This window comes from Verrucosispora sp. WMMD703, from assembly GCF_049178935.1.
In the GTDB taxonomy this organism is placed as follows: Bacteria; Actinomycetota; Actinomycetes; order Mycobacteriales; family Micromonosporaceae; genus Micromonospora; species Micromonospora sediminimaris.
The window spans coordinates 2324008-2340452 of the sequence record NZ_JBMHMM010000004.1 but is presented as its reverse complement, the minus strand read 5'-3'; the positions used below and the strand labels follow the sequence as shown (position 1 = coordinate 2340452).

Genomic DNA, 16445 nt, shown 5'->3' with positions numbered 1-16445 from the left:
TCAACCGGCCGGGCTGATCAACTTTAGCTTCGGGAAGTACGTCCGGTACCGGGCCCCGTCGCGGGTGAGCAGACGGTATCCGCACACGGCCGCGTGGGCCCCGATGTAGAAGTCGGCTATCGGCGACCTCTTGGTGCCGCCCTGCGCGCGGTAACTCGCGTACGCCTTACCCGCGAGGAAACCAGCCGCATACGGGAGTTCCTCCCGAAGGAAGTCACCGGCCGGCAGCGCCTCGTCGAGGTCCTCGATGCGTTCGAAGCGGACCGACACCTCGGCGTACACAATGGGGTTGATCACCAGGGCCCCGTTGTCCCGCGCCTCGGCCAGTGACTCGCTGGACCAGTTCGCCCACCGGGCGTCGTTGGCGAGGATGTCGAGCAGCACGTTCGTGTCGACAAGGGTCGTGGCCGAGTCAACGGGCCGGTGGGCGACGGCGCGGAGTCGATCAGTCCCCACGCAGCAACTCCATGAGGTCGTCGGTGGACATGCCGGCGGTCTGCTTCGTGCCACCGCGCCCGCGCATGTGTCGCACCAGGCGCTGCCCTCGACTCTCCGCGCCGCTCACCCGGACGATCCTGAGCGCACCGCCGTCCTCGATCACGTCGACCTCGTCGCCCTCGTGCAGGCCGTACCGGGCGCGCAGCGCAGCCGGGATGGTGACCTGCCCCTTGCTGTTGAGCCTCATGGCGCCTCCGCGTATCACGTAATACGAACGATACGTGTCAGCAGCCGGATACGCCCTCAGAACTTCGGACGCAAGACGACCGACCCAGGATGCCGTGGCGACGAGCAACTACGGGGATGGTGCTGCGTCGATCGGCGTGGAGGCAGCAGCATCCCCGAAAGTGCAGGGTTCAGTGGATCAACGACGGAGGCAACCGCGGTCAGCCGAGCGCGAGGGGATCTCGGGCAGTAGGTTGGGGCGGTGAGCGGACGGTTCCCGATCGAAGACGTCTCCCCCGTCGTCTCCTGCGGTCGCTACCCGGCCCGTGCGGTGGTCGGCGAGGTGGTGCCGGTGTCGGCGCGCGCCTACCGCGAGGGGCACGACGCGCTCGGCTGCAACGTGGTGTGGCTCGGCCCGGACGGGGTGGCCCGCCCGTTCACCCGGATGCGTCCGGGTGAACCCGGCCAGGACCGGTGGCACGCCAGCATCGTGCCGGACGCGGTGGGCGAGTGGATGTTCACCGTGGAGGCGTTCAGCGACCCCTACCTGACCTGGCACAACGCGGTCACCAAGAAGATCGCCGCCGGCCAGGGGCCGGCTGAGCTGGCAAATGACCTGGCCGAGGGCGTACGCGTGCTCACCGCGGCCACCAAGCTGGTGCCCAAGGCCGAGCGGGCCCGGCTCAAGAAGGCCGCGCAGGCCCTGGGTGACGCCAAGCGGCAGTTGCCGCAGCGGGTCGGTCCGGCGCTGGAGCTGGCCGACCTGCTCTGGGCGCACCCGGTCCGCGAGCTGGTCACCACCGGCGAGGAGTACCGCCTCTGGGTGGACCGCGAGCGGGCCCTCTTCTCCGCCTGGTACGAGTTCTTCCCCCGCTCCGAGGGGGCGATCCCGGCGACCGTCGATGCGCCGGCCCGTTCCGGCACCTTCGCCACCGCCACCGAGCGGCTGCCGGGCGTGGCAGCGATGGGCTTCGACGTGCTCTACCTGCCGCCGATCCACCCGATCGGTCGGGTCAACCGCAAGGGCCCGAACAACAGCCTGCTCGCCGGACCGGACGACGTGGGTTCGCCGTGGGCGATCGGCGCGGCCGAGGGCGGGCACGACGCCATCCACCCCGATCTGGGTACGCCTGAGGATTTCCGCGACTTCGTCGCCGCCGCCGCCGATCACGGCCTGGAGGTGGCGATGGACCTGGCGTTGCAGTGCGCCCCGGATCACCCGTGGGTGACCGAGCACCCGGAGTGGTTCACCACCCGGGCCGACGGCAGCATCGCGTACGCGGAGAACCCGCCGAAGAAGTACCAGGACATCTACCCGCTGAACTTCGACAACGATCCGGAGGGCATCCGCGCCGAGGTGCTGCGGGTGGTGCGGCACTGGGTCGGCGAGGGCGTGAAGATCTTCCGGGTGGACAATCCGCACACCAAGCCCGTCGACTTCTGGCACTGGCTGATCTGGGAGGTCAAGCGGGTCGACCCGGACGTGCTCTTCCTCGCCGAGGCGTTCACCCGGCCGGCGATGATGCACGGGCTGGCCAAGGTCGGCTTCACCCAGTCGTACACGTACTTCACCTGGCGGACCTCGGCCGCCGAGATGCGCGAGTACTGCACGGAGCTGGTGGCGGCGGCCGACTACATGCGGCCGAACTTCTGGCCCAACACGCCTGACATCCTGCACGCCTCCTTGCAGCACGGCGGACCGCCGATGTTCAAGATCCGTGCGGTGCTGGCCGCGCTGCTCTCCCCCTCCTGGGGCATGTACGCCGGCTACGAGCTGTTCGAGCACGTGGCGCGCCCGGGGGCGGAGGAGTACCTCGACAACGAGAAGTACGAGCTGCGGCCCCGGGACTGGGCCGGCGCCGAGGCGCGGGGCCGCTCGCTGGCACCGTTCATCACCACCCTGAACCGGGTACGCCGGCAGAACCCGGCCCTGCGCCGGCTGCGCAACCTGGTCTTCCACGACATCGACAACCCGGCCCTGCTGTGCTGGTCCAAGCACGATCCGGAAACCGGCAACACGGTGCTGGTGATCTGCTCGTTCGACTCGCACACCGTGCAGTGGGGCAACACCACCCTGGACATGCCGGCGCTGGGTCTGGACTGGCACGACCGGTTCACGGTGCACGACGAGCTGACCGGTGCCCGCTACGACTGGGGGCAGCGCAACGCGGTCCGGCTCGACCCGTACCTGCAACCCGCGCACGTGCTCACCCTGCGCCCGGTCGCTGCGGCGTCGCCTTTGACCGGGCCGGGCGCGTCCGGGCCGGCCGACGCCGGATCACCGGGTCAGGGCGGCACCGAGCCGGTCACCTTGACCGTTGAGAACGTACCGGCCGACCTGTCGGGCGGCACCGCACCTACCGCTCCCGCCCAGAAGGACGACACCCGATGGACCAGCTGATCTCCGGGGAGATCCACGACCCGCACGCCGTGCTCGGCGCGCACCCGGCCGGCGGGCGTACGGTGATCCGCACCCTGCGTCGGGGCGCGGGCGACGTGAGCGTGCTGGTCGGCGAGGAGCGGCACCCGATGAAGCGGGTGCACGACGTCGGCGTCTTCGAGGCCGACGTGCCTGGCGAGGTGCTCGACTACCGGCTCGACGTCGACGGGGTGCGCAACGACGACCCGTACCGTTTCCCGCCGACCCTCGGCGAGCTGGACCTGCACCTGATCGCCGAGGGCCGGCACGAGCGGCTGTGGGAGGCACTCGGTGCCCGGGTGCTCGACGGCGGGGTGGCGTTCGCGGTGTGGGCGCCGAACGCCCGCGGCGTGCGGCTGGTCGGCGACCTCACCGGCTGGGCGCCGGATGACGGTTGGCCGATGCGCTCGCTCGGCTCGACCGGGGTGTGGGAGATCTTCGTCCCCGGGGCCACCGCCGGCAGCCGGTACAAGTACCGGGTGCTGGGCGCGGACGGGTACTGGCGGGACAAGGCCGACCCGCTCGCGGCGTACGCGGAGGTGCCGCCGGCCACCGCGTCGGTGGTGCACCTGTCGACGTTCGAGTGGTCGGACGCCCAGTGGCTGGACCGGCGGTCGCGGCGGCAGCCGCACCAGGAGCCGATGAGCGTGTACGAGGTGCACCTGGGCTCGTGGCGGCCCGGCCTGGGTTACCGGGAGCTGGCCGAGCAGTTGGTCGCGTACGTGGTGGAGCTGGGCTTCACCCACGTGGAGTTCCTGCCGGTGATGGAGCACCCGTTCGGCGGCTCGTGGGGCTACCAGGTGACCGGCTACTTCGCGCCGACGGCCCGGTTCGGCGACCCCGACGACTTCCGGTACCTGGTGGACCGGCTGCACGCCGCCGGGATCGGGGTGATCCTGGACTGGGTGCCGGCGCACTTCCCGAAGGACGAGTGGGCCCTGGCCCGTTTCGACGGCACGCCGCTCTACGAGCATCCCGATCCGCGCCGGGGTGAGCATCCCGACTGGGGCACCTACGTCTTCGACTTCGGTCGCCGGGAGGTGCGCAACTTCCTGGTCGCCAACGCGCTGTACTGGCTGGACGAGTTCCACGTCGACGGGCTGCGGGTGGACGCGGTCGCCTCGATGCTCTACCTGGACTACTCCCGCTCTGACGGGCAGTGGGCACCGAACGTGCACGGCGGCCGGGAGAACCTGGAAGCCATCGCGTTCATGCAGGAGGTCAACGCGACGGTCTACAAGCACCACGCCGGGGTGCTGATGATCGCCGAGGAGTCCACCGCCTGGCCGGGGGTGACCCGGGCGACGAGCGACGGCGGGCTCGGTTTCGGGTTCAAGTGGAACATGGGCTGGATGCACGACACCCTGCTCTACACCTCGAAGGACCCGATCTACCGGCAGCACCACCACCATCAGCTCACCTTCTCCCTGGCGTACGCCTGGAGCGAGAACTACACGCTGCCGATCAGCCACGACGAGGTGGTGCACGGCAAGGGCTCGCTGGCGAGCAAGATGCCCGGCGACACCTGGCAGCGGCTGGCGAACGTCCGCGCGCTGCTGGCGTACATGTGGGCGCACCCGGGCAAGCAGTTGTTGTTCATGGGCTGCGAGCTGGCCGACGACCGGGAGTGGAGCGAGGAACGCGGACTCGACTGGTACCTGCTGCATGATCCGGCGCGGGCCGGCGTGCAGCGCCTGGTGGGCGACCTGAACCGGGTGTACCGGGACACCCCGGCGCTGTGGGCGCAGGACACCTCCCCCGCCGGTTTCCGCTGGCTCGCCGGTGACGACGTCGCCAACAACACCATCTCGTTCGTCCGGATCGCGCCCGACGGGGCCACCCTGGTCTGTGTGGCCAACTTCTCCGCGCTGCCGCTTGAGGACTACCGGATCGGGTTGCCGGCCGCCGGCGCCTGGGCGGAGGTGCTCAACACCGACGCCCACCACTACGGCGGCTCGGGGGTGGGCAACCTCGGCACGGTGCACGCCGAGAACGTCCCCTGGCACGGCCAGCCCGCCTCGGTGGCGCTCCGCGTGCCGCCGCTGGGCGCCCTCTGGCTCCGCCCCGCCTGACACGCCCACTGCTCGCCCAGTGCCACGAGCGCGCCGGGGCGAACGGGCTCGCCGGCGCCTCGTCCCCTTATAGAAGCTTGTCAACGCTTCCGGCAACAGTAGCGCGGCGGCTGCGGCGACCACCAGCAAGAGGGCGACGGGGCGTAGACGGTGCTGACGTTCGCACCGGTCGCCTGGGCGGCCTTGGATGCGAGACCTTGGACAGTTTCCGTTCGGCGCGAACGGAAACTGTCCAAGATCTGGACCGGATACCGTAGCCCGCGCCGGGTTACCCGTTCAGGGCGGGCACGAGGCGTCCTCGAAGCCGTGGTGTCACCCGGCATGTTCATGTCTGAGTGACATCGCGCTTACTGGGCATAGAACAATCCGCCGGATCGGCACGTAGATCATCCGGACGGTGAACTTCGCCCGCCCCCGCGCCCGTACTCCCGGTTCCAGGTGGACGACGAGGCGGAGGATCAATGGCGAGCAGCAGGGGTACGGCCCGGGACCGGGGCGGCGAACCCTCGCCGGGGCAGCGGAGGGTCGCGGGGTTCGCGGCGGTCGGGGTGACCCTGGCGGTGGCCTTCGCGGTGGCCACCGGGACCAGTCAGGCCAGTGAGAACTGCGACGGACTGGACGCCGCCGTGGGCAACAATCTCGCGTTCATCGCCGACCAGTTGGTGTTCCCCGACGAGTTGACGGAGGCCCGGATCGCCAACCGGCAGGCGGTCATCGACCAGTTGGAGCAACGGCGCGCGGCGGCGGGCTGTACCGGCGAGGTCGAGGTGCCCGACGCGGACCCGAACGCGGCACTCAACGGCGGCGCGGCGGAGAACTGCGCCGGCCTCGACGGCGCGGTCCGCAACAACCTCGCCTTCATCGACGGCCAACGGCGCAACCCGGATGCCCTCTCGGAGGCCCGGATCGCCAACCGGCAGGCGGTCATCGACCTGCTCGAAGACCGGCGGACTCTGGCCGGCTGCACCGGCGACGTCGCGCTCACGCCGGGCGGCTGACCTCGACGTACGCGGCGCGCGGGCCGACCCCGCGCGCCGCGCAGCAGGCCCAGCTCAGACCAGGCCCGCGTCGCGCAGCAGGGTCCACAGGCCGGCGCCGTCGGGGGCGGAGAGCCACTTCTGCCCCACCGGCCCCTCGGTGGGGTGGTCGTGCGGGACGGGCAGGCTGCCGGCGAGGACCGCCTGGGCGGGCGACAACCGGCGGATCGCCACCCCGGCGACGTTGTCCGGGTGAGCGGCGGCGAACTCGCGGTAGATCTCCTGGTCGTGCTGACCGTCGTCACCGACGAGCAACCAGCGCACGTCGGGGAACTCCTTGGCCAGCCGGGCCAGGGTGGCGCGCTTGTGCTCCCGGCCGCTGCGGAACCAGCGGTCGTGCGTCGGCCCCCAGTCGGTGAGCAGCAGCGCCCCGGCCGGGTAGAGGTGCCGGGACAGGAACCGGGTCAACGTCGGGGCGACGTTCCACGCGCCGGTGGACAGGTAGAACACCGGCGCGCCGGGGTGGGCGGTGACCAGCCGCTCGTAGAGCACCGCCATGCCGGGCACCGCGGCGCGGGCGTGCTCGTCCAGGACGAAGGTGTTCCACGCGGCGAGCAACGGCCGGGGCAGGGCGGTCACCATGACCGTGTCGTCGATGTCGGAGATGATGCCGAAGCGCACCTCCGGGTCGAGGATGCGCACCGGCGCCTCGACCGGCTCGGCGTCGGGCATGCTCAGCCGCACCGAACCCCAACCGGGTGGCAGACCCGCCTCGACCACCGTGTCGACGAAGCCGCTCCGGTCGGCCCGCGCCTCGTGCACCACCCCGCCGGTCTCGATGGTCACGGTGACGTGCTTGGCCGGCAGGGTGGTGAAGCTGCGCCAGCCCCGGACCTTCTCCAGCCGGCCGCGCTGGCGGGTGTCCGGCCGCCCCAGCAACACCCGGCACATCACCCGTACCCAGCCGGGACCGCCGTAGCCCGTGTACGCGATGATGTTGGTCCGCCAGCCGGTTCGCCGCAGCCGGCGTTCCACCAGCGCATGCACGGCGTCCTCGATCCGCGCGGCCCGGTGCAGGTTCGGTATGGCCAGCTGGCCTGCGGGAGTCGGTGGCACGCCAGCAACCCTGCCACAGACCAGCCACCTCGGCCACGCGAGCTGAGCCGAACCGCCACGCCCGACGTCGCCGTCGTGACACACTCCGGTCGGGACGGCGACGGGGGCGAGGTCGTGCCACGAGCAGGGGCGGAACCAGGGCGACAGCGCGGGCGGTGGCGGCCACGGCTCGACCGGCCGGCGCTTGTCGCTCTGCTGCTCGGGATGCTCGGAGTCGGGTACCGGCTGGTGCTGGTGCTGACCACCGTGCCCGTCTCCAACAGCGACGAGGCGACCTTCGGGCTGGCCGCGCTGCACATCGCGCAGGGCCGCGAGCAGCCGATCTTCCTGTACGGCCAGCGGTACATGGGCACCCTGGAGTCGTACCTGGCCGCACCGCTGCTCGCGGTGACCGGGCCGAGCTGGCCGCTGCTGCGGTTGCCGGTGCTCGCGCTCTACGCGCTGTTCCTCTGGTTGATCCACCGGTTGACCCGGCGGATCTGCTCGCCGTGGTTCGCCACCGTCGTCGTCGGGTTGCTCGCGCTCGGCTCCGAGCGGGTCGTCCGGGACCAGGTGACCGCCGTCGGCGGGCGGCCGGAGGTCAAGGTGGCGGTGCTGGCGATGCTGCTGATCGTGGTGGCGCTGGCCCGAGGCACGGCACGGCACCGGGCGCTGGCCGTGGGCGGCTTCGGGCTGCTCGCCGGGGTGGCGCTCTGGTCGGACTGGCTGATCGTGCCGTACCTGGCGGTGGCCGGGCTGGCGTTGGCGTGGACGCTGCGCCGGGAACTGCTCGGCTGGTCGGGTCTGCTGTTGGTCGTCGGCTTCGCCGTCGGGCTCGCCCCGATGATCCGGGACAACCTGGTGGCCCCGCCCGGGCAGGACTCCCTGTCGGTGTTGCGTGGCGTCAGCGGCGAGAACGGGCCGGTGCCGCCGTGGTCGCAGCGGCTCGGCGGTGGGCTGTTGGAGGGGGTGCCGCTGGCCGCCGGGCTCTGCCCGGTCGACGGCTGCGCCCGGTGGCAGGCGTGGTTCGGCCTGCTCTACCCGCTGCTGCTGCTGGTGGCGGCGGCGCTCGCCGGGCTGGCGTACCGGCGGGCGAGCGGGCGCCACGACCGGGTCGGCCCGGTCGTGCACCTCGCGCTGCTCGCGGGCGCGGCGCTGACCCTGCTGGCGTACGTGCGCAGCCCGCTGGCGGCGACGGATCCGCTGGGCAACGCCCGCTACCTGTCGGTGCTGCAACTGTCGCTGCCGGCGGTGCTGTGGCCGTTGTGGGTGGCGGCGGTCGCCGCCCGACGGGGCACGGCCGGCGTGGCGGGCCGGGTGGCGGGTGCGGTGGCCACCGCCGTGCTGGCCGCGCTGGCCGCCGGTTCGCTTGTGGTGACCGTGCTCTTCGCCACCACCGGCGCGGCTCCCGGACGCACCGAGGAACGACAGGCCCGGGAGCTGGCCGACACGGTCCGCGCGGCCGGCCTGCGTGAGGTGTACGGCGAGTACTGGACCTGCAACCGGCTGATCTTCAACACCGACGAGGAGGTGGTCTGCGCGGTGGTCGACGGCAGTCTGCACCCCGGGCAGAACCGGTACCCGGCGTACTGGTGGCGGCTGGCGCGGGCGCAGCGGCCCGGGTACGTGCTGGCGGCCGACGCCCCGGCGGACCGGCGGCTGCGGGAACTGCTCGGCGACCGGGCCGGCGGGGCGCTGCTCGCCGAGATCGGTGGCTTCCGGGTGTACCACCCGCCGGAGCCGCTGCGACCGTGGCGTTAGAGTCACCCATGCTCATCCTGCTGCCGCCCTCGGAGGGCAAGGCCGAGGCCGGCTCGGGCCGCCGACTGGACCTGGACCGGCTCTCCCTGCCGGAGCTGAACCCACGGCGGGAGGAGGTGCTGTCCGCCCTGATCGCCCTCAGTGCCCGGCCTCCGGAGACGGCGCTGACCGCGCTCGGCCTCGGTGCCGGGCAGCACGGCGAGTTGCGACGCAATGCCCGGCTGCGGCAGGCCGCCACCGCACCCGCCGGCCGGATCTACACCGGCGTGCTCTACGAGGCCCTCGACCTGGCCAGCCTCCCTGCGACGGCGCAGCGGGCGGCCGGACGGCAGGTGCTGATCAGTTCCGGTCTGTGGGGCGCGGTACGGCTGACCGACCGGATCCCGCCGTACCGCTGCCCGATCGGTGCCCGGCTGCCGGGCGTCGGCGCCCTGCCGGCGCTGTGGCGGCAGGATCTGGGGGCCGCGCTGGCTGCGGCGGCCGGTCGCGGCCCGGTGCTGGATCTGCGTTCCGGGGCGTACGCGGCGGCCTGGACGCCGCGCGGCGAGCTGGCCGAGCGCACCCTCACCGTGCGGGTGCTGCATGAACGGGAGGTCGACGGCGTGCCGGTGCGCTCGGTGGTCAGCCACTTCAACAAGGCCACCAAGGGACGGTTGGTCCGGGACCTGTTGCTCGCCGGAGCCCGACCGCGTTCGGCGGCAGCGCTGGTGACGACGCTGCGGGACCTGAAGTACACGGTGTGCGAGCAGGCCACCGGGCCCGGCCGGCCACGTCAGGTCGACGTGATCGTTTCGGAGCTGTAACCAGACGCAAGATTTCCTCAAGGCTGGACCGGATCGGTACCACCGGTCGGTGTCGCGGGTCACCGTAAGAGAACCCCGACGCGACGAGGAGGCCCTCCGGTGGTTGCTGAACCGATCCTGCTCGACCGTTCCCGTCCGTCATCGGCCCTGCCGGCGTCCACCACACCGCCGTCGGCCCGGCCCCCGTCGGCACCGCCACCGCTGGACTGGACGACGCTTGCCGACGCCTTCGAGACGGCCTGCCTGCTGCGCTGCATGCCGCCGCCGGCGACCCCCGGGCACCGGCACGTCGGGCAGCAACCCGTCCGGCCGACGACCATCGAGTTCAACCGGGAGGAGGCGGCGCGGCGGACCCGGCAGCTGCTCGACCGTCTCGACATCCCGGTCCGGCACGAGGTGGCGGTCGGTGGGCTGCGCCGCCGGTACGAGCTGCACCGGCTGCAGGTCGGGCGGGAGCACCGGCCGACGTACGCGGCGATCGTGGAGAACGGCTGGCGGCGTGGCCGGCGGGAGCTGCTCGGTGGTCCGGTGCCGGGTGCCTCGACGGCGCGACGGCTGTGGCGCACCCGGTTGGCCGCCGCCGCCTGGCGGGCCGCGCTGCTGGCCGGTGGCCGGCATGTCCGGCGGCACATCCTCGGGGTGCGGATCACCGACCGGGAACTCGGCGCGGTGCTGGTACGCGGCGCCGCCCTGCTGGACGTGCCGGCGCTGCTGCGTCCGAGCACCGGCTGCTTCCTGGTCAGTGTGGCGCACGGTCGGGATCGGGACCGGATCCTGCGGTACGCGGCGGAGGAGGCGGTGCAGCGGCCGGTGGCCTGACCGGCGGCCGACCGACGGCCGCACCTGCTCCGCCCTCCCCGGGGTTGCGTCATCGGGGTCCGGCGGCGCACAGTGCTGCCCGTGACCCGTACCCGGTATCCCGCCCGAGCCCGGTGGCGCGGCGCCCGCGTGGCGGTGGCGTTGACCCTGCTGCTGGCTCTGCCCGGCCTCGGCGGCTGCCGCGACGACCCGGGTGAGCCGGTGGTCATCCGGATCGCCACCGGCAGCCCCACCGCCGTCTACCACGCCTTCGGCTCGTCGCTGGCGGCCATCCTCAACCGGGAACTGCCGCAGGTGCGGGCGGAGGTGCTGGTCACCGCGGCCTCCGCGGAGAACGTGGAACTGCTCAACGCCGGTGCGGCCGAACTCGGCTTCACCCAGGCCGACGTGTTGCAGGCCGACCCGGGTCCGGACCCGCCGGTGGTGGCGGTCGCCCGGGTCTACGACGACCTGCTGCACCTGGTCACCACCGCCGACAGCCCGGTGCGGACCCTGACCGACCTGCGCGGCCGGCGGGTCTCGGTGGGCGCGGCCGGCTCGGGGACCAAGATCACGGTGGATCGGCTGTTGACCGCCGCCGGCCTCGACGACGCACAGGTACGGCAGGAACGGCTCGGCCTGGACGATTCGGTGGCCGCGCTGCGCGCCGGCCGGATCGACGCCTTCTTTTTCTCCGGCGGGCTGCCGGTACGCGCGGTCGCCCAGTTCGCCCAGGACACCCCCACCCGCATCGTCGACCTCGGCGAGTGGACCGCACGGCTGCGCCGGGGCAACCCCGAGGTGTACGTGCCGCGGGACATTCCCCGCTCGGTGTACGGCGTCGATCCGGTCACCACCGTGGCCAACCCGAACTACCTGGTGGTGCGGGCCAACCTGCCGGAGTCGCTGGTACGCGACGTGACCCGGCTGCTGATGGAGCGCCGCTCCGAACTGGCCGCCGCGCACCCGGCGGCCGGCCGGATGAGTCCCCGCTCGGCCATCGCCACCTCACCGCTGCCCCTGCACCCCGGCGCCGTCGACTACTACCGGGCCAGCAAACCCTGACCGGGCGGATCAGGCGGAGCGCGCGGGGTCGCCGAGGCGGGGGAACGGTTCGGTGGAGAAGACCACCTCCACCGGCACCTCGAAGTGCCGGGCGATGCGCAGCGCCAGGTGCAGGCTCGGGCTGAACTCGCCGCGTTCCAGGTAGCCGATGGTCTGGTAGTGGACGCCCAACGCCTCGGCCAGCTGACGGCGGGAGATGCCCCGCTCGGCCCGGAGCATGGCGATGCGGTTGTGGACGTGCTCACTCATCTCGACGGCCCATCCTCAGGTCACCCGCTGCATGGCCTTCTCGCGGCGGGCCGCCACGCTGGACCCGGACTCCCGGCGGGCCATCCGACGCAGCACCACCGGTGCCAGCACCAGCCCGGCTACCGCCCAGCCGCCGAGCACCAGCAGGGTCTCCAGGTGTCGCCACGAATCGCCGAGCTCGACGGCGGCCATGGCCTCGGGCAGCAACGCCGACCGCATACCGAGACCGAGCCAGTAGATCGGGAAGACCTGCGCGACGGCCTGCAACCAGCCGGGCATCGCGGTGATCGGGTAGAAGATGCCCGATGTCGCGATGAGTCCCATCATCGGCAGCATGATCAGCCCCATGTTCCGGGGGTTGGACAGCAGCGAGCCGAAGACCGCGCCGACCGGCATGGTCGCCACCATGCCGACCAGCATCACCCAGGCCAGGGTCAGCCAGGCGCCGATGCTGTCCAGCGCGAGGACGTCGAAGAGGAAGAGGCCCGGTACGAGCAGCAGGGCGACGCTGACGAGCGTCATCCCCGAGACTAGGGTGATCTTGCTGATCAGGTAGCCGAACATGCCGTTCGGGGTGGCCTTGGCCCGCAGCAGGGTGCCGTCCTCACGTTCCACGGTGAGGATCGACGCCATGCTGACCAGCCCGCCGAACGCCACGGTCATGCCGAGCGTGCTGGGCAGCGTCTGCGCGCCGAGCGAAAACTCGGTGCCCGGCACCTTGGCGCCCCGCAGGAAGAACATCACCACCAGCAGGACGACCGTCGGGAAGAGGTATCCCCAGAGGGTCTCCGCGTTGGTGAAGCTCTGCCGCAGCTCGATCCGGCCCCGGGACAGACCGGCCCGGGCGGCCACGACCAGTGGACTCATCGAGCCACCTCCTCGAACGCACGGGTCGCGCCGTCGGCGCGGCCGGACTCGTGCTCGCGTACCAACGTCATGTAGGTGTCCTCCAGGCTGGCCCGGCGCACCTCAAGGTCGGCGATGTCCTCGCCGTGCTGGGCGAACAGCTCCCGGACGAAGCCGGTCGCGTCGGCGGTGGAGTGCACGAACCGTGCCCCGCCCTGGCTCCAGCGCACCTCGGCGTCGGCGGAGATGCGGCGGGACAACTCGTCGGCGGACCCGCTGGCGATGATGCGACCACCGGCCAGGATGAGGATCCGGTCGGCCAGCTTCTCCGCCTCGTCCAGATCGTGGGTGGTGAGCAGGATGGTGGTGTCGTCGATGTCGGTGAGCCGGTGCACCAGGTCGTGGAACTCGCGGCGGGCGGACGGGTCGAACCCGGCGGTCGGCTCGTCGAGGAAGAGCACCTCGGGCCGGCCGACGATGCCGATTGCCACGTCCACCCGGCGACGTTGGCCACCGGAGAGCTGACCGACCTTCTTGTGCGCGTGCTCGGCCAGCCCGACCACCTGGATCAGCTCGTCGATGTCCCACGGCCGGCTGATCCGCCCGGTCGAGTAGGGCGCGTAGTAGGAGCCGAGGTGCGTCAGCAACTCCCGCACCCGCCATCGGCCGTGGTCACGCCAGGACTGGAGCACCACGCCGAGTCGGGACCGCCACCGCTCGTCGCCGCGCGCCGGGTCGATCCCCAGCACCTCGACCCGGCCGCCGGAGCGCATCCGGAAGCCCTCCAGGATCTCGATCGTGGTCGTCTTGCCGGCGCCGTTCGGGCCCAGCAGGGCCAGCACCTCGCCGCGCCGCGCGCGGAACGACACACCGGTGAGCACGTCGGTCGAGCCGTACCGCATCCGCAGGTCGTGCACGTCCAGGGTGATGCCCCGGTCGGTCGGCGACCCGGTGCTGGTCGGGGTTTCCGCCCCGGCGCTGACAACCATGGACCACCACCTCCGTATAATCTGTGCGCTGAAAGATAGCACTCATACTACGGATCGGAGCAAACCTAGGCTGACCCGCCGGACAAGCCCCTGCTCAGGCCACTGCTGGTGCGGACGACGCCGGATCGGTGGGTGCCAGTGGACCGGCCGCGGAATCCGGGCCGGCGGGTTCGGCCGGCTCCGCCGGCTGCGGAAACCACAGCGCGGCGACCAGGCCACGCGGCGAGTTCGGGTGCATGGTGAGCCGGCCGTCGGAGGCGTCGACAAGCACGGCGGCGATGGTCAGGCCCAACCCGGCGCCGTCGACGTTCTGCACCTCCGGCGCCCGCCAGAACCGTTCGGTGGCCCGGCCGAGTTGGCTGCGGGTCATCCCCGGGCCGGTGTCGCGTACCTCAAGGGTCGTCCCACCGTCGCGGGCCGCGACGGTCACCGTCACCTCGCCGCCCGCGCCGCTGAACTTCACCGCGTTGTCGATAAGGGCATCGAGGGCCTGGTCGATGGCGGTCGGCACGGTACGGGCGTACACCGGGCCGGGACCGGCCGCCAGCCGCAGGGTGACCGACCGGTGGCGGGCCAGCGGCTCCCAGGCCGCGACCCGGGACTCGGCCGCAGCCGTCGCGTCGACGGTGACCCGCTGGTTCTCGCGGCGTTCCGCGCGGGCGAGGGTGAGCAACGCGTCCAGGAGCAGGGCGAGCAGGTCGGTCTCCTCCAACGCCAGTCGGTGCTCGGCGCGGCCCTGCTCGTCGGTGACGCTCGGCCCCAACTCCTCCACCCGCAGCCGCAGCGCGGTCAACGGATTGCGGAGCTGGTGGCTGGCGTGCGCGACGAACGCACGCTGCCGGTCCATCACGTCGGAGACGACGTCCGCCATGTGGTTGAAGCTCTTCGCCAGGCGGCGCAGTTCGGGCGGCCCCAGCCGGTGCTGCACGCGGGCGCCGCGGTCGCCCTCGGCGATCTCGTGGGTGACCGCGTCCAGCTCGGTGACCGGGCGCAGCACCCAGCCGGCCAGCCCGAACGCGGTGAGCACGCAGGCCAGCACGGCGAGCAGACCCAGCGCGGCGACGAGCGTCCACCAGGTGGCGACGGTACGCCGGACCCCGTCGGCCGGGGTGGCGGTGACCACCGCGCCGAGCACCTCGCCGCCGTCGTTGATCGGCACCGCCACCACGATCGGCCCGTCGACCCACGGCCAGACCGAGTCAGGCCCGCTCGCCTGCTGCCCGGACAGCGCGACGTCCAACGCCTCCCGGGTACCCGGGGCCGGTCGCCAGCTCGCCGAGGCCACCACCTCCCGACGGTCCCGGTCCACCACCGCCGCCCCGATGCCGTACAGCTCGTCGTAGCTGCCCAGCTCGTGGTCGAGTGGACCGGGCGCGCCGTCGCGCAACGCCGGCCCGGCCAGCGACGCGAAGCGGGTGGCGTCGGCGAGCCGGTCGGCGCGTACCCGGTCGGTCTCCCGGGTGGTGAGCGTCACCGCCAGCGGCGTACCCAGCGCCACCACCACCAGCACCATCAGCAGCAGATAGCTGATCACCAGCCGCCGTCGCACCCTGGGCTCCTCACTCGCCCCGGAGCCGGTAACCGACGCCTCGGACGGTCTCCACCAGACGCGGGTCGCCGAGCTTGCCGCGCAGCGAACCGACGTGCACCTCGACAGTGTGCCGATCGGTGAAGGTGGTGCCCCAGGCGTCGAGCAGGATCCGGTCGCGGGGCACCGCGACGCCGGGTTGCCGGGCCAGGGAGAGCAGGACGTCGAACTCCTTGCGGGTCAGCGACACCGGCCGCCCGGCCACCGCGACGGTGCGGGCCGCCACGTCGATGTAGACCGGCCCGACCTCGATCAGGTTGCGTTCCGGTGCCGCGTGCGAGGCCCGCCGCAGCACCGCCTCGATGCGAGCCTGGAGTTCCACCATCGAGAAGGGCTTGACCACGTAGTCGTCCGCGCCGAGCCGAAGGCCGAGCACCCGGTCGCGCTCCTCACCGCGCGCGGTCACCGCGATGATGCCGAGCTGGTTGCTGCGCCGTCGCAACTGCCGGCACAGGTCGGTCCCGTCGCCGTCGGGCAGGGTGAGATCGAGCAGCACCAGGTCACAGGGGGCGGCGGAGAGCGCGGCGGCGACGGTGGCGGCGTGCTCCACCTCGTACCCGCGTCGGGTCAGCGCCGACAACAGGGCGGCGGCCACCCGTCGGTCGTCCTCGACCAGCAGGATGCGCACCCGGCCTCCCCGTTCGGTCTGCTCAACTGCGCTAGATGGTGGCAGACGAGCGGCCGGGTGGACAGGCCCGGGTGCCTCGGGCGGCTCAGTCAGAGGCCGAAGGTCTCGTCGGAGGTGCCGTCGCGCACCCCGTCCACGAAGCCCTTGAATCCGGGGTCCTCGTGGCTGGCCGGCACGGTGGCGACGACCTCGCCGGTGGCCTCGGTGACCGCGTCGATCAACGGCGCGAAGTCGATCTCGGCGTCGGCGAGGGTGTCGTCGTCGGCCTCCGCCAGGTTGATCACGTGCTGCACGTCCTCCGACGGCGTGTCGGGATCGTCGGCCCAGTCGGCACCGGCGCGGTAGCACTCGTCGTAGAGCGCGCGCTGGCTGTCGGTCCAGTCCTCGTGGTAGCTCTCCATGCCCATCCCCTCGCCCGGCGGCCTGCCCTTCGAGCATGCCCGCCGGGGCGGCGGACCGGGCCGGTACCGGACAAAACCCGGGCTCAACGGC

16 protein-coding genes are annotated in these 16445 nt (G+C 72.3%); 7 read left to right on the top strand and 9 right to left on the bottom strand.

What is annotated here, in order from left to right:
- Together ACN26Z_RS11280 and ACN26Z_RS11275 are read right to left on the bottom strand one after the other, a co-directional pair.
- Complete coding sequence (locus tag ACN26Z_RS11280; protein WP_421461078.1) at positions 1–456, bottom strand: type II toxin-antitoxin system VapC family toxin; 456 nt, start codon at positions 454–456, stop codon at positions 1–3.
- Positions 446–685: an AbrB/MazE/SpoVT family DNA-binding domain-containing protein gene (locus ACN26Z_RS11275; RefSeq protein ID WP_281561905.1), complete on the bottom strand. Its 240-nt coding sequence runs from the start codon at positions 683–685 to the stop codon at positions 446–448. Before ACN26Z_RS11275 ends, ACN26Z_RS11280 begins: the two co-directional genes overlap by 11 nt.
- Positions 686–925: 240 nt before the next feature.
- Here ACN26Z_RS11275 and ACN26Z_RS11270 point away from each other — a divergent pair, with 240 nt between their 5' ends.
- The 3 genes from ACN26Z_RS11270 to ACN26Z_RS11260 all read left to right on the top strand — a co-directional run bounded on the left by ACN26Z_RS11270 (position 926) and on the right by ACN26Z_RS11260 (position 6152).
- Positions 926–3064, top strand: coding sequence for an alpha-1,4-glucan--maltose-1-phosphate maltosyltransferase (locus tag ACN26Z_RS11270; protein ID WP_421461075.1), 2139 nt, complete (start codon positions 926–928; stop codon positions 3062–3064).
- Entirely contained in the window at positions 3052–5154 is a 2103-nt protein-coding gene (gene glgB, locus ACN26Z_RS11265) for a 1,4-alpha-glucan branching protein GlgB (protein WP_421461073.1), read from the top strand. Before ACN26Z_RS11270 ends, glgB begins: the two co-directional genes overlap by 13 nt.
- A gap of 461 nt (positions 5155–5615) precedes the next feature.
- Positions 5616–6152: a hypothetical protein gene (locus ACN26Z_RS11260; RefSeq protein ID WP_421461070.1), complete on the top strand. Its 537-nt coding sequence runs from the start codon at positions 5616–5618 to the stop codon at positions 6150–6152.
- A gap of 54 nt (positions 6153–6206) precedes the next feature.
- Here ACN26Z_RS11260 and ACN26Z_RS11255 read toward each other — a convergent pair whose 3' ends face one another.
- Complete coding sequence (locus tag ACN26Z_RS11255; RefSeq protein WP_282239278.1) at positions 6207–7247, bottom strand: App1 family protein; 1041 nt, start codon at positions 7245–7247, stop codon at positions 6207–6209.
- 114 nt (positions 7248–7361) lie between these two features.
- Here ACN26Z_RS11255 and ACN26Z_RS11250 point away from each other — a divergent pair, with 114 nt between their 5' ends.
- The 4 genes from ACN26Z_RS11250 to ACN26Z_RS11235 all read left to right on the top strand — a co-directional run bounded on the left by ACN26Z_RS11250 (position 7362) and on the right by ACN26Z_RS11235 (position 11653).
- On the top strand, positions 7362–8987 hold the full coding sequence (locus ACN26Z_RS11250; protein WP_421461069.1) for an ArnT family glycosyltransferase: 1626 nt from the start codon (positions 7362–7364) through the stop codon (positions 8985–8987).
- An 8-nt stretch (positions 8988–8995) separates the two neighbouring features.
- Positions 8996–9790 (top strand): peroxide stress protein YaaA, encoded by a 795-nt coding sequence (gene yaaA / locus ACN26Z_RS11245; RefSeq protein ID WP_421461067.1) that lies wholly within the window; start codon positions 8996–8998, stop codon positions 9788–9790.
- Positions 9791–9889: 99 nt separating this feature from the next.
- Positions 9890–10609 (top strand): hypothetical protein, encoded by a 720-nt coding sequence (locus ACN26Z_RS11240; RefSeq protein ID WP_421461065.1) that lies wholly within the window; start codon positions 9890–9892, stop codon positions 10607–10609.
- 72 nt (positions 10610–10681) lie between these two features.
- Positions 10682–11653 carry a TAXI family TRAP transporter solute-binding subunit gene (locus ACN26Z_RS11235; RefSeq protein ID WP_421461062.1) on the top strand — a complete coding sequence of 324 codons (972 nt, stop codon included), beginning with the start codon at positions 10682–10684 and terminating at the stop codon, positions 11651–11653.
- A 9-nt stretch (positions 11654–11662) separates the two neighbouring features.
- On the opposite strand, the gene ACN26Z_RS11230 is transcribed toward ACN26Z_RS11235, so the two are convergent.
- From ACN26Z_RS11230 to ACN26Z_RS11205, 6 genes are all read right to left on the bottom strand, one after another.
- Positions 11663–11902 (bottom strand): helix-turn-helix transcriptional regulator, encoded by a 240-nt coding sequence (locus tag ACN26Z_RS11230; RefSeq protein ID WP_093403164.1) that lies wholly within the window; start codon positions 11900–11902, stop codon positions 11663–11665.
- A 15-nt stretch (positions 11903–11917) separates the two neighbouring features.
- Positions 11918–12769, bottom strand: a complete 852-nt coding sequence (locus ACN26Z_RS11225) for an ABC transporter permease (RefSeq protein WP_282239282.1) — start codon at positions 12767–12769, stop codon at positions 11918–11920.
- Entirely contained in the window at positions 12766–13737 is a 972-nt protein-coding gene (locus ACN26Z_RS11220; protein ID WP_421461058.1) for an ABC transporter ATP-binding protein, read from the bottom strand. Before ACN26Z_RS11220 ends, ACN26Z_RS11225 begins: the two co-directional genes overlap by 4 nt.
- A gap of 94 nt (positions 13738–13831) precedes the next feature.
- Complete coding sequence (locus ACN26Z_RS11215) at positions 13832–15286, bottom strand: sensor histidine kinase (RefSeq protein WP_421461056.1); 1455 nt, start codon at positions 15284–15286, stop codon at positions 13832–13834.
- Positions 15287–15296: 10 nt separating this feature from the next.
- Positions 15297–15953 carry a response regulator transcription factor gene (locus tag ACN26Z_RS11210; protein WP_093403157.1) on the bottom strand — a complete coding sequence of 219 codons (657 nt, stop codon included), beginning with the start codon at positions 15951–15953 and terminating at the stop codon, positions 15297–15299.
- An 89-nt stretch (positions 15954–16042) separates the two neighbouring features.
- Positions 16043–16354 (bottom strand): hypothetical protein, encoded by a 312-nt coding sequence (locus ACN26Z_RS11205; RefSeq protein WP_093403251.1) that lies wholly within the window; start codon positions 16352–16354, stop codon positions 16043–16045.
- Positions 16355–16445: the final 91 nt, after the last annotated feature.